Source organism: Streptomyces sp. NPDC085946 (assembly GCF_044540485.1).
Classification (GTDB): Bacteria; Actinomycetota; Actinomycetes; order Streptomycetales; family Streptomycetaceae; genus Streptomyces.
In genome coordinates this window covers 79,572-91,751 of record NZ_JBITSF010000012.1, presented here as the reverse complement: position 1 = coordinate 91,751, position 12,180 = coordinate 79,572, and the positions used below count along the sequence as shown (strand labels likewise).

The 12,180-nt window shown below is 76.0% G+C and carries 12 protein-coding genes and 1 pseudogene; 8 read left to right on the top strand and 5 right to left on the bottom strand.

All coding sequences use genetic code 11. The annotated features are described in order from the left end of the window. Positions 1 to 9 precede the first annotated feature (9 nt). From ACIF8T_RS23745 to ACIF8T_RS23715, 7 genes are all read left to right on the top strand, one after another. Positions 10 to 708 carry a formylglycine-generating enzyme family protein gene (locus ACIF8T_RS23745; RefSeq protein WP_400038095.1) on the top strand — a complete coding sequence of 233 codons (699 nt, stop codon included), beginning with the start codon at positions 10 to 12 and terminating at the stop codon, positions 706 to 708. Between the two features lie 146 nt (positions 709 to 854). Then, positions 855 to 1,280: a VOC family protein gene (locus ACIF8T_RS23740; protein WP_400038094.1), complete on the top strand. Its 426-nt coding sequence runs from the start codon at positions 855 to 857 to the stop codon at positions 1,278 to 1,280. 454 nt (positions 1,281 to 1,734) lie between these two features. Further along, positions 1,735 to 2,382, top strand: a complete 648-nt coding sequence (locus ACIF8T_RS23735) for a hypothetical protein (RefSeq protein WP_400038093.1) — start codon at positions 1,735 to 1,737, stop codon at positions 2,380 to 2,382. A 273-nt stretch (positions 2,383 to 2,655) separates the two neighbouring features. Beyond that, positions 2,656 to 3,342, top strand: a complete 687-nt coding sequence (locus ACIF8T_RS23730; protein ID WP_400038092.1) for a sigma-70 family RNA polymerase sigma factor — start codon at positions 2,656 to 2,658, stop codon at positions 3,340 to 3,342. Positions 3,343 to 3,479: 137 nt separating this feature from the next. Continuing rightward, on the top strand, positions 3,480 to 4,169 hold the full coding sequence (locus ACIF8T_RS23725; protein WP_400038091.1) for a transcriptional regulator: 690 nt from the start codon (positions 3,480 to 3,482) through the stop codon (positions 4,167 to 4,169). Further along, positions 4,166 to 5,179: a pyridoxal-phosphate dependent enzyme gene (locus tag ACIF8T_RS23720; RefSeq protein WP_400038090.1), complete on the top strand. Its 1,014-nt coding sequence runs from the start codon at positions 4,166 to 4,168 to the stop codon at positions 5,177 to 5,179. Before ACIF8T_RS23725 ends, ACIF8T_RS23720 begins: the two co-directional genes overlap by 4 nt. A 159-nt stretch (positions 5,180 to 5,338) precedes the next feature. Then, a complete protein-coding gene (locus tag ACIF8T_RS23715; protein ID WP_400038089.1) occupies positions 5,339 to 5,698 on the top strand; it encodes a cupin domain-containing protein in 360 nt (119 codons plus the stop codon). Between the two features lie 80 nt (positions 5,699 to 5,778). Here the strand turns inward: ACIF8T_RS23715 and ACIF8T_RS23710 are convergent, their stop codons facing one another. Together ACIF8T_RS23710 and ACIF8T_RS23705 are read right to left on the bottom strand one after the other, a co-directional pair. Beyond that, a complete protein-coding gene (locus ACIF8T_RS23710; protein ID WP_400038088.1) occupies positions 5,779 to 7,137 on the bottom strand; it encodes a VWA domain-containing protein in 1,359 nt (452 codons plus the stop codon). Further along, on the bottom strand, positions 7,134 to 8,000 hold the full coding sequence (locus tag ACIF8T_RS23705; protein WP_400038087.1) for an AAA family ATPase: 867 nt from the start codon (positions 7,998 to 8,000) through the stop codon (positions 7,134 to 7,136). Before ACIF8T_RS23705 ends, ACIF8T_RS23710 begins: the two co-directional genes overlap by 4 nt. Positions 8,001 to 8,076: 76 nt before the next feature. On the opposite strand from ACIF8T_RS23705, the pseudogene ACIF8T_RS23700 reads away from it, so the two are divergent. Then, positions 8,077 to 9,297: pseudogene (locus ACIF8T_RS23700) on the top strand (alpha-L-rhamnosidase); the annotation flags it as partial. On the opposite strand, the gene ACIF8T_RS23695 reads toward ACIF8T_RS23700, so the two are convergent. The 3 genes from ACIF8T_RS23695 to ACIF8T_RS23685 are packed head-to-tail and all read right to left on the bottom strand — an operon-like array spanning position 9,273 to position 12,168. Then, entirely contained in the window at positions 9,273 to 9,941 is a 669-nt protein-coding gene (locus ACIF8T_RS23695; protein WP_400038216.1) for a lactate utilization protein C, read from the bottom strand. The pseudogene ACIF8T_RS23700 and the gene ACIF8T_RS23695 sit on opposite strands and share 25 nt — an antisense overlap. Continuing rightward, positions 9,938 to 11,416 (bottom strand): lactate utilization protein B, encoded by a 1,479-nt coding sequence (locus ACIF8T_RS23690; protein ID WP_400038086.1) that lies wholly within the window; start codon positions 11,414 to 11,416, stop codon positions 9,938 to 9,940. Before ACIF8T_RS23690 ends, ACIF8T_RS23695 begins: the two co-directional genes overlap by 4 nt. Further along, a complete protein-coding gene (locus ACIF8T_RS23685; RefSeq protein WP_400038085.1) occupies positions 11,413 to 12,168 on the bottom strand; it encodes a (Fe-S)-binding protein in 756 nt (251 codons plus the stop codon). Before ACIF8T_RS23685 ends, ACIF8T_RS23690 begins: the two co-directional genes overlap by 4 nt. Positions 12,169 to 12,180: the final 12 nt, after the last annotated feature.

The window sequence follows — 12,180 nt, the reverse complement described above, 5'->3', positions numbered from 1 at the left end:
GTGCCTGTCGTGGACACGGAAGCAGGACGTGCGGTGGGGGCCGGGATCGAGACGGTGGCCGTGCCCCCGGGGCGGGTGACGCTGTCGGACCGGCGGACGCGGCGCACCTGGCCGGTGGAGGTCGCGCCGTTCCGGATGGCGGTGTTCCCGGTCACCCAGGCGTGCTACGAGCAGGTCACCGGACTGCGGCCGAGCACCGCGCGGGGGGACCGGCTGCCCGTCGAGGGCGTCTCGTGGTGGGACGCGGTCCGGTTCTGCGACGCCCTGTCGCTGCGCGAGGGACTGACCCCGGCGTACCGCGTGCGGGACGGGGAGGAGACGGTCGCGTGGGACGCCTCCGCCGACGGGTACCGGCTGCCGACCGAGGCGGAGTGGGAGCACGCCTGCCGCGCCGGGACCACCGGCCCGCGCTACGGCGCCCTCGACGACATCGCCTGGTACCGCGGGAACGCGGACGGGCGGATCCACCCCGTGGGCGGCAGACGGCCCAACGCGTGGGGCCTGTACGACATGCTGGGCAACGTCTGGGACTGGTGCTGGGACCTCTACGACGCCGAGGTGTACGGCAGCTACCGGGTGCTCCGGGGCGGCGGCTGGTCCGACGAGCACTGGAGCTGCCGGGCCTCGGTGCGGCGCCGCAGCCACCCGACCTTCCGCATCGACGACGTCGGCTTCCGCGTGGCGCGTTCGGTCCCGGCACCGCGCTGACCGGTTCCGCGCGGGACGCCGGGACCGCCCGCGCCCCCCACCGGCCGGTGCCGGCCGTAGGTCGTCCGGCCGCGCACGGCAGGCCGTCGCCGGTGGCCCGCGCTACTGTCCGGAGGACCGGCCCTCGCCCCGCTCCGGGAGGAACCATGTCCTCGCGCCTCAACCCCTACCTCAGCTTCGACGGCGACGCCCGGCAGGCGATGGAGCACTACCGGGAGGTCTTCGGCGGCAGCCTGCGGCTCACCACCTACGGCGAGTTCGGCCGGCGGGACGCCCCGGACGCCGACAAGGTCATGCACGCCCTGCTGGAGACCGCCGGCGGCTTCGTCCTGATGGGCGCCGACGCCCCGCCCGGCATGCCGTACAACCCCGGCAACAACTTCTCCGTGAGCGTGAGCGGCGACGACGAGGGCGAGCTGCGCGGCTACTGGGAGAAGCTGTCGGCGGGCGGCTCGGTGTCCGTGGCGCTGGAGCGGCAGATGTGGGGCGACGTCTTCGGCATGTGCACGGACCGCTTCGGCATCCCCTGGATGGTCAACATCAGCCGGCCGCTCACCGACGGCCCCCGCTGACCGGCGTCCCGGCGGCACCCGGGACCGCGAGCGGCCCGGCGCCCGCACCCGCGCCCCTCCGCCGAGCGCATCCGGCCACGCGCGGCGCCCCCACGAGCGCGCAGTCCGCCGGCGTCGGCCCCGCCGCTCCCGTACCGGTGCACCGCCCGCTCGCCCCTCCCGCACGGGGCACGCCCCCGTGCGGGGCACGGGACGTCCGGCCTGCTCCCACGGCGTACGGACGTCCGGGCCCGGGCGACGGCCTGTTCACCGGCGGAACCGCCCGCCGCAGGCCGCGGGCGATCCCCGCGCCCACGGGGACGGCCGCGTCGACGCCGACGCCCTGCCCGTCGGGCCGCCCCCGGCGCCGTACCCCCTGCCGAGCCCGGGACGGGGGCGGCGGGGTTGAGCGGACTCCGGCCGTTTTCCGTACCCATGGGTGCGGGTCGGGATCCGGATGCGAGGATGGAACGCCATGACGGCAGGGTGGTGCGCTCGCGCGACACGGGCCGCGGTCTTCGCGGCCGTCTGTGTCGTGCTCGCGGCCCTGGGGCACGTCATGATGTCCGGCGACCACGTGTCCCCGGGCACCCTGGCGGCCGGCTGGGCCGCGACCGGCGCCGCCGGCTGGTGCCTGGCGGGCCGTGAGCGCGGACCCGCGCCGGTCACCGCCGTCGCCGTCGCCGTGCAGGCACTGCTGCACTCCGCCTTCTCCCTCGCGCCGTTCCCGCCCGGCGGCGGCCCGCACGCCGCGGACACGAACCCCCTGCCCATGCCGGCGCACGCGGTCGTGTCCGCGGGACACGGCACGGGCGGGCACCTCGCGCACGCCGGGCACACCGCGCCCGGCGACTCGTCCGCCGGCATGCTCGCCGCCCACCTGCTGGCCGCCCTGCTGTGCGGCCTGTGGCTGGGGCACGGGGAGCGGGCCGTCTTCCGCCTGCTGCGGGCGGTGGGCGGACGGCTGGCCGCGCCGCTGCGCCTGCTCCTCGCCCTGCCCGCGCCGCCGCACCGGCCGCCCGTACGCGTGCGCCGGGCCCGTTCCGGCCGGGCGCCGCGGCATCTCCTCCTCGTCCACGCGATCACCTCCCGGGGGCCTCCGGCCGGGGCCGCTGCCGCCTGACGGCAGCCGGCACACCCGGGACCGCCCTCGCGCACCCGGGTCACGGCCGTCCGCCCGAGCCGCCCGCACGCGAACGCGCCGTGCGGCGGGCCGGCGTACGGCCGTCCACCCCGCTCACGGGACCACGTGCCGCCGCGCACGCACCCGCGCACAGCCGTGTACGGCGTCCCCGCGTGGGACACGCACGTGTCCGCCACCCCGCGCAGGGGCGGAGGCACGTGTGCCGCCCACCCGCGCGCGGCTCCGGTCCCGGACCTCCGAGAAGGACACCAGGTGATCACTCCTGCCCTCCCCGCCGCACGCGGGAGAACGACGACCCCGTCGGCCGACGAGGCGGCCACCGCCTGGGCGCTGGCCGCACGCGGCGGCGACTCCGACGCCGTCGACCGCTTCGTCCGCGCCCTGCACCGCGACGTCGTCCGCTACGTCGCCCACCTGTCCGGCGACCCGCAGGCGGTGGACGACCTGACGCAGGACACGTTCCTGCGGGCGCTGGGCAGCCTGCACCGGTTCGAGGGCCGTTCCTCGGCGCGGTCCTGGCTGCTGGCCATCGCCCGGCGCGCGGTGGCCGACAGCCATCGGTACGCCGCCGTACGGCCCCGCCCGGCCGACACGGCGGACTGGCGGCTCGCCGTCGAACGCGTCCAGCCGCGCGGCCTGCCCGGCTTCGACGACGGCGTCGTCCTGCTCGACCTGCTCGCCTCGCTGCCGGCCGAGCGGCGCGAGGCGTTCGTCCTCACCCAGCTGCTCGGCCTGCCGTACGCGGAGGCCGCCGCCCGCAGCGGCTGCCCGGTCGGCACGGTCCGCTCCCGGGTGGCCCGCGCCCGGGCGGCCCTGACGGCCCTGCTCGCCGAAGGGGACGAGGCCGTTCCCGCACCGGCCGACCGCGCAGCGGCCGCTCCCGCGACGGCCGTTCCCGCGACGGCCGTTCCCACGACGGCCGCTCTCGCCGTCGCCTGAGAGGAGTCCCGCGTCCCCTGCGGCAGGGCCGGCGCCCGTGCGGCGGGCGCCGGCCCTCCCGCCCGGACTCCTGTCCTGGACTAGGAGTCCAAGTGGTGGACGTGTAGTCTAAGAACCCCCGTGGAACAGGAGGGGCCATGACGGCCGGGCGAGCCCTGGAGGCGGAGCGCGACGCGATCCTCGCGGCGCTGACCCCCGTGGTGGACGGGATCGCGGCGACCTTCGGGCCGCTGTGCGAGGTCGTGCTGCACGACTACCGCACCCCGGAGAGGTCCGTGACCGCCGTGGCCGGTTCGGTGACCGGGCGCTCGGTGGGCGGGGCGATGAGCGAGATCGGCATGCGGGTGCTGGCCCGCGGCGACGAGGCGGCCGACGAGCTCAACTACCTCACCCGGACCGGCGGCGGCACGCTGGTGAAGTCCTCGACGATGGTGCTGCGGGACTCCACCGGGGCCGTGTTCGGCGCCCTGTGCGTCAACGTCGACGTCACCGCGGTCGGCCGGGTCCACAGCCTGCTCGGCGCGCTCGCCGGCCTCGGCGGCGACCCGGCCGAGCTGCCGACGACCACCTTCGGCGACGACATCGACTCGGTCGTCGACGCCCTCGTCGACGCCCACCGGCTGCGGCAGCGCGGGAGCTGGGCGGAGCTCGGCCGGGAGGAGCGCGTCGAGCTGTTCCGCGGCCTGGACGCGCGCGGCGTCTTCGCGGTCCGCCGCGCCGTCGAGCAGGTCGCCGCCCGCCTCGGCATCTCCCGCGCCTCCGCCTACAACTACCTCGCCCTGGCCAGGGCCGCGACCGGCACGACATCCCCAGGAGGAGACGCGTGACGCCCACCACCCCGCCCGCAGGCCCGGCCGGCACCCCGCCCGCGGCCCCGCCGGTCACCCTCGACGACGTCCGCGACGCCGCGGCCCGGTTGAAGGGCTCCGCCCACCGCACCCCCGTCCTGCGCTCCCGCACCCTGGACGCGCTCGTCGGCGCCGAGGTCCTCCTCAAGTGCGAGAACTTCCAGCGCGGCGGCGCCTTCAAGTTCCGCGGCGCCTACAACGCCGCCTCCCGCCTCACCGCCGGGCAGCTGGCCCGGGGCATCGTCGCGTACTCGTCGGGCAACCACGCCCAGGCCGTCGCCCTGGCCGCCCGGGAGCTGGGCACCACCGCGGTCATCGTCATGCCGGAGGACGCCCCGCCGTCCAAGCGGGCGGCCACCGCCGGCTACGGCGCCGAGATCGTCACCTACGACCGCTACCGCGGCGACCGCGTCGCCGTCGCCGAGGCCCTGGCCGCCGAACGGGGCCTGGCGCTCATCCCGCCCTACGAGCACCCGCACGTCATCGCCGGGCAGGGCACCGCGGCACTCGAACTGCTGGAAGAGGCGGGAGAGCTGGACGCGCTGGTCGCGCCGGTCGGCGGCGGCGGGCTGATCGCCGGCAGCGCCACCGTCGTCAAGGGCCTCCACCCGGCGGCACGGGTCATCGGCGTGGAGCCCGAGGCCGGCGACGACACCAAGCGGTCGCTGGAGGCGGGCCACCGCGTCAGCATCCCCGTCCCGCGCACCATCGCCGACGGCCAGGCACTGCACACCCCCGGCGAACTCACCTTCTCCGTGAACCGGCGGCTCCTGGACGGTGTGGTCCTGGTCGGCGACGACGAGATCAGGGACGCCATGCGGTTCGCCTTCGAGCGCCTGAAGATCGTGCTCGAGCCCAGCGGCGCCACGGGGCTGGCCGCGCTGCTCACCGGCCGCACCGGACCCCTCCCGGGCCGGGTCGGCGTGATCCTCTCGGGCGGCAACGTCGACGCCGAGCGCTTCGCCCGCCTCTGCGGCACACCGGCCTGAGGACGCGGGCCCGGGCACCCGGTCCCCGCCCCGCCCCGAATGGCGCCCCCGGTGCGCCGGGCGGACGATGGAAGGCAGGGCGCGGACTACCGCCGTGCCGGCCGGGGCAGACGGAGACCGGCCCGGGCCGCGGGGAGAGCGGCCGGAAGGAGGAGCGTCATGCTGGAGGTCAAGACGCTCGACAAGCCCGACGAGCGGCGCGATTTCCCCCGGGGGCACCTCGAAGCCGTCCACATGACCGGACTGGACTTCGCCGTGGCCACCTTCGAACCGGGCTGGCGCTGGTCGGAGTCCGTCAAGCCGATCGCGGGGACCGACAGCTGCCAGATCCACCACAACTGCTACCTCGCCGAGGGCCGGCTGTGCATCCGCATGGACAGCGGCGAGGAGCGCGAGGTGGGACCCGGCGAGGTGTTCGTGTGTCCGCCGGGACACGACGCCTGGGTCGTCGGGGACGAACCCGTCGTCTGCTACGACTTCGCCGGGCAGATGGCCCAGGAGTACGCCAAGGCCGACTAGGGGCTGTCTGACGATTCCCGTCGTCGCCCGGAGGGAATTGTCAGACAGACCCCAGGCCGGGCACGCGCGGACCCCGCCGTTCACACCGGCAGCAGGCGGCCCACCAGCGCGCTCAACTGCCGGGCGGTGCGGCACTCGTGCATCTCGGCCACCTCGGCGTAGGCCGGGGCGGCCGAGTCGCCGGTGCCCCAGTGGGAACGCTGCTCGGGGTTCAGCCAGTACACGCGGCGGGCCCGTCCGGCCAGCCGGCGCACGGCCGGCAGGTTCGGGTCCGTCCCGTTCGTCCGGGCGTCGCCGAGGACGAACACGGTGGTGCGCGGGCCGACCGCGTCGGCGTACCGCTCGGCGAACTCGCCCAGCGCGACGCCGTAGTCGCTGCTGCCGTGCCAGCCGGTGAGCGTCGCCTCGGAGCGGATGCGGGCGCCGAGTCCGCCCGGGTCGGCGGCGCCGTGCACCAGCAGCCGGGTCACCTCGTCGACCCGGTTGACGAAGGCGAACACCCGCACCCTGGCGAACTGGTCGTGCAGCGCCTGCACCAGCAGCATCGTGAAGTCCGAGAACCCCGAGACCGAGCCCGACACGTCGCACAGCAGCACCAGTTCGGGACGGGCCGGGCGGCGCCGGCGCAGCACCGGCCGCATCGGCACCCCGCCCGTCGACAGCGAGCCGCGCAGGGTGCGCCGCAGGTCGACGGTGCCGCGGGACGCCCGGCGGCGCCGGGCGGCCAGCCGGGTGGCGAGTTTGCGGGCGAGCGGCTGAACGGTCCTGCGCAGTTCGGCCAGTTGGTCGCGTCCGGCGAACAGGAAGTCGACGCGGTCGGGGGAGGGGGCCACGGCCCGGCGGGCGATCTCGTCCCGGCCGCGCCGCTCGGCGACCCGGCGCCGCGCCTCCGCCGCCACCATCCGGCGGAACGTCTCGATGCGCCGCCGGATCTCGTCCTCCAGCAGCCGGTCCGCGAACCCGTCGCCGCCGCCCCGGGCCCGGACGTCGTCGCGCACCCGCGCCAGCAGCGTCTGCGGCCGGAGCCGGTCGAGCGTCTGGTACGACGACCAGCCGTCCGACGCCGGTGAACTCCCGTACCCGCCCAGGCCGTCGACCGCCTCCGCGGCCAGCCGGCCCAGGAGTGCCGCGTCGTCGGCGGCGAGCGCGGCCGCCAGCCGCTCGCGCAGGTCCTCCCGGTCGCCGGGCTCCGCCCCGGGCGCGCCGACGGCTCGCGGGAAGTACAGGTCGAAGACCGCGTCGAACACCGGCCGCTGGCCCGCGGTGTGCAGCAGGGTCGCCGCCAGTCCCTCCCGCAGCAGCTCCCGGTCCGCGAACCCCAGCGCGGCCGCCGCCCGCGCCGCGTCCACGGTCTCGCCGGTGCCGACGCGCACCCCGTGCGAGCGCAGCGCCCCGACGAAGCCGGTCAGCCGCGACGCGACGTCCGCGGTCGCCGTCACAGGGCGTCCAGGGCGTCCAGATCGAGCTTGGCCGCCGCCTTCAGCACGTCGTCCTGGTGCTTGAGGAGCACGCCCAGGGTGTCCCGCACGACGGTCTCGTCGAGGGTGCCGGCGCCGAGCGCGAGCAGGGTGCGCGCCCAGTCGACGGTCTCCGCGACCGACGGGGCCTTGCGCAGGTCCATCGCGCGCAGCGCGCCGACGACCCGTACCACGGACCGGGCCAGCGCCGCGTCGGTCCCCGGCACCTTCAGCCGCACGATCCGCCGCTCCAGCTCCTCGTCGGGGAAACCGATGTGCAGGAACAGGCAGCGGCGCCGCAGCGCCTCGGACAGCTCGCGGGTCGCGTTGGAGGTGAGCACCACGAAGGGGCGGCGGGTGGCGGTGACGGTGCCGAGTTCGGGCACGGTGACCTGGAAGTCGCTGAGCACCTCCAGCAGCAGGCCCTCCACCTCGACGTCCGCCTTGTCGGTCTCGTCGATCAGCAGCACCTTGGGGTCGTCGCCGCGCAGGGCGGTCAGCAGCGGGCGGGGGAGCAGGAACTCCTCGCTGAAGACGTCCGTGCGCGCCTCGTCCCAGCTCTCGCCGCGTCCGGCGCTGATGCGCAGCAGCTGCTTGGCGTGGTTCCACTCGTACAGTGCCCGCGCCTCGTCGACGCCCTCGTAGCACTGGAGCCGCACGAGCCGGGCCCCGGCCACCTGGGCGACGGCCTTGGCGAGTTCCGTCTTGCCGACCCCGGCGGGGCCCTCCACCAGCAGCGGCTTGCCGAGCCGGTCGGCGAGGAACACGGTGGTGGCGACGGCGGGCGACGCCAGGTAGCCGGTCTCGGCGAGGCGCGCGGAGACGTCGTCGACGGAAGTGAACACCAGGGCCTCCGGCCGGGGTCGCGGAACGACGGGTGTCCGGGCATCCCCCCGGATGCCCGGACACCTATCTAAGCGCTTGCTCACTCCTTCTGTCACCCGGTCGGACGGGGTGGCCGCCGTCACGCGGTCACGGCCACCGCCCGGACCGCCGGGCGCGGTCTGCCTCCTGTCCCGCTTCCAGGACATCCTGAGCGACGCGCAGCGCATCCACGGCCTGGACGGCGCCCGGTTCACCGCCGTGGCGCCGGGCGACCGCTGCACCGCCGAGGCGCCGGTGAGCGGATGGGCCGACCGCGGGGGCGTCGTCCCCTGGACGCGGTGGCAGATGACCGGCGACACCACCGTCATCGACCGCAGCCGGACCGCGATGACCCGCTACCTGGACTGGATCCGCGGCCGCACCGGCGACACCTGCGCCGGCCGGGGCGCCCTCTTCGCCGACCGGCCGGCCCCGCGGGGCACCGGCACCCGGCTGATGAGCGACGTCCACTACGGCCCCAGCACCCGCCTGATGGCCCAGACGGCCCGCGCGACCGGACGCACCTCGGAGGCCGCCGCCCACGACGACCTCCTCGCCCGCATCGAGCGCGCCTTCGTCGCCGGGTACCTCGCCACCGAGGACGGCGGGACCACCGTCCGCTCCGGCCTCGGCGGCAGGCCGATCCTCGGCGGACCGCCCGAGGACGACGGCCGGACCGCCCTGCTGTGGGTGCTCGAGCCCGGCCTGTACGACACCGGGGCCCAGCGCCGCCGGCCGGTCGCGTCGCTCGCCGAGAACATCGGCAACGACGCCGCCTGCCAGGCCGCCCGCCCCGGCACCACCCGCGTCGGGTACGCCGGGAACACCCTCGCCGTCGGCTTCCTCGGGGTGGACGTCCTCGCCCCGGTCCTCACCGACGAGGGCCGCGCCGGCCTCGCCCACGTGCTCCTCCACCGGGACGCCCCGCCGTCCTGGCCGTACTCGGTGAAGAACGGCGCCACCACCGTCCGGGAGCGCTGGAACTCGTACTCCTCCGAGGACGGCTTCGGCCCGGTCGACATGAACCCGTTCAACCACTCCGCCTACGGCGCGATCGTCAGCGAGTGGACCGCGCGGGACCGGACCCTGGCCCACCGGGCCGTCGTCCCCGCCGGCAGCACGGCGACACTGCGGCCGGCGGCCACCGGACCCGACGGCGTGCGCGAGGGCCGGACCCCGCCGTCACGCGCCGAGGGCGTGCGCTGCCTGGGCTTCGCGGACGGCACCGCCTCCTACCGGCTGCCCTCCGGCCGCTACGAGGTGACGTCCGCGCTCGCCCGACCGTCCACCAGCACCACCTCCAGGGTGCGCGGACCGTGCACCCCCTCGACCCGGTCCAGCTCGATGTCGCTGGTCGCCGACGGCCCGGAGATCCACGTCAGCGGGCGGGCTGGGTCGAGGCGTTCGAGGGCCAGGGGGACCGAGGCGACCACCTGGTCGGGGACGCGGACCACGCAGACGTGGTGGTCGGGGACGAGCGTGATGCGGCGGCGGCCCTGGTCGGGGGAGCCGTCCAGCACGATCGTGCCGGTCTCCGCGACGGCGAGCGCGCAGCCCGTCACCACGCTGTCGACCCGGTCCAGCTCGTGCGGGCCGGTCCCCGCCCGGTCCGGCACCCGCTCGACGCCGGCCGCCGCCAGCCACCCGGGGTCCAGGCCGGGCGGCACGACGACCGTCCTCGCGCCCCGCGCGGCGAGCAACGAGGCGATCAGCGACGGGAGTCCGGCGGCGGTGCAGCGGTGCACGACCGCCCGGTAGTCCGCCAGGTTCTCGGCGAGCAGGTCCACCGTCTGCTCCACGGTCCGCTCGCCGTGCTCCCGCGCGTACCCGCGCACCACGGCCTCGTCGTACGGCGTGTCGTCGGCCGGCACGTCCGCCAGCGCGCGCCGCACCCGGCCCAGGATCCGTTCCCTGCTGCTCACTTGCCGCCGTCCTTTCCGCCCTGCGTGCGCTGCCACCAGTCCCGGAACGGCTCCGCCGGCACCTGCGGCAGGTCCCGGGTCCCGCTCCACGCCCGGCCCGGTCCGGGCAGGGTGCGCGGATGCAGGCGGCGGGTGCGGGAGGCGAGCCGCTGCCCGGCGCGCAGCGCGCCGGGGCGGGCGAACGCCCAGCGGGCCGCCCGCATCGCCGCCCGCTCGGCCGCGTGGCCCTTGGCCGGCCTGAGCACCACCTTGTTGCCGCCGCGGGTCACCTCGCCGCCCTGCGCCACCCGCTCCCGCAGGTGCACCAGCACCTCGGGGATGTCGATGGCGACGGGGCACACCTCGTAGCAGGCCCCGCACAGGCTGGACGCGTACGGCAGCGAGGCGTCGATCTCGCTGCCCGTGCCCCGCAGCTGGGGGCTGAGGATGGCGCCGATCGGGCCGGGGTAGACCGAGCCGTAGGCGTGGCCGCCGGCCCGCTCGTACACCGGGCAGACGTTCAGGCAGGCCGAGCAGCGGATGCAGCGCAGCGCCTGGCGGCCGACCTCGTCGGCGAGGGTGTCGGTGCGGCCGTTGTCCAGCAGCACCAGGTGGAAGGTGCCCGGCCCGTCCCCGTCCGCGGTGCCGGTCCAGGTGGAGGTGTACGGGTTCATGCGCTCGGCCGTCGAGGAGCGGGGGAGGGTCTGGAGGAACACCTCCAGGTCCCGCCAGGTCGGCACGACCTTCTCGATGCCGACCACCGAGATCAGCGTCTCGGGCAGGGTCAGGCACATCCGGCCGTTGCCCTCGGACTCCACGACGACCAGCGTGCCGGTCTCGGCGACCATGAAGTTGGCGCCGGAGACGCCGACCCTGGCCCGCAGGAACTTCTCCCGCAGGTGCAGCCGGGCCGCCTCGGCGAGCTCGGCGGGGGAGTCCGTCAGGCCCTCGGGGGCCGCGCGGCCCCACTCGGCCATCTCCGCGCGGAAGATGTCCCGGATCTCGCCCCGGTTGCGGTGGATCGCGGGGACCAGGATGTGCGAGGGCCGGTCCTTGCCCAGCTGCACGATCAGCTCGGCGAGATCGGTCTCGTAGGCGCGGATGCCCGCCGCCTCCAGGGCCTCGTTGAGCCCGATCTCCTGCGTGGCCATCGACTTGACCTTGACGACCTCGCTCTCGCCGGTCGCCCTCACCAGGTCCGTCACGATCCGGTTGGCCTCGTCGGCGTCGGCGGCCCAGTGGACCGTGCCGCCGGCCGCCGTCACCGCCTCCTCCAACTGCACCAGGTAACGGTCGAGATGGCGCAGGGTGTGGTCCTTGATCCGCTTGCCCGCCTCGCGCAGCGCCGCCCAGTCGGACATCTCCTCGACGGCCCTGGCCCGCTTGGCGCGGATGGTGTGGGTGGCGTGCCGCAGGTTGCCGCGCAGCGTGGTGTCGTGCACCGCCTCGCGCGCGGCCTCGGGGAAGGCCGGCATGCCGACGAACGTTCCGCTCATGCCGCCGGGTCCTCCTCGGTGCTCGCCAGGATCTCCGCGATGTGCACCGGCCGCATGCCGGTGCGCAGCCGGGTCATCGTGCCGCCGATGTGCATCAGGCAGGAGTTGTCGGCCGCGCACAGCACCTCGGCGCCCGTCGACTCGGCGTTGCGCACCTTGTCCGCGCCCATCGCCGCCGAGACGTCGGCGTTCTTCACCGCGAAGGTGCCGCCGAAGCCGCAGCACTCCTCGGCACCCGGCAGCTCGACCAGCTCCAGCCCCTTCACGGCCTGCAGCAGCCGCCGCGGCCGCTCGCCCAGCCCCAGGCCGCGCAGCCCGTGGCAGGTCGGGTGGTAGGTCACCTTGTGCGGGTAGTACGCGCCGACGTCCGTCACCCCCAGCACGTCCACCAGGAACTCGGTGAGCTCGTACGTCTTCGGCACCACCGGCGCCAGGGTGGCCGCGAGGGCGCCCCCGCGCCCCTCCGCCCGGGCCCGCTCGCCCATCCGCGGGTACAGCTCCCGCACCATCGCCCCGCACGACCCGGACGGCGTCACGATCGCCTCGTACCGGCCGAACACGTCGGCGAAGTGCCGGGCCAGCGGCTCCGCCTGGTGGCGGTAGCCGGTGTTGTAGTGCGCCTGTCCGCAGCAGGTCTGGGCCATCGGGAAGTCGACCTCGACGCCCAGCCTGGTCAGCAGTCTCACCACGGCGCGCCCGGTGTCCGGATAGAGCGTGTCGTTGACACAGGTCAGGAACAGGGCGACACGCATCGCGGCTCCTCG

Coding starts and splice junctions, on each gene's coding strand:
- ACIF8T_RS23715 (WP_400038089.1), top strand. CDS start 5,339: ATGCTGGAGGTCAAGACGCTCGACAAGCCCGACGAGCGGCGCGATTTC.
- ACIF8T_RS23690 (WP_400038086.1), bottom strand. CDS start 11,416: ATGAGCGGAACGTTCGTCGGCATGCCGGCCTTCCCCGAGGCCGCGCGC.
- ACIF8T_RS23685 (WP_400038085.1), bottom strand. CDS start 12,168: ATGCGTGTCGCCCTGTTCCTGACCTGTGTCAACGACACGCTCTATCCG.
- ACIF8T_RS23735 (WP_400038093.1), top strand. CDS start 1,735: ATGACGGCAGGGTGGTGCGCTCGCGCGACACGGGCCGCGGTCTTCGCG.
- ACIF8T_RS23740 (WP_400038094.1), top strand. CDS start 855: ATGTCCTCGCGCCTCAACCCCTACCTCAGCTTCGACGGCGACGCCCGG.
- ACIF8T_RS23725 (WP_400038091.1), top strand. CDS start 3,480: ATGACGGCCGGGCGAGCCCTGGAGGCGGAGCGCGACGCGATCCTCGCG.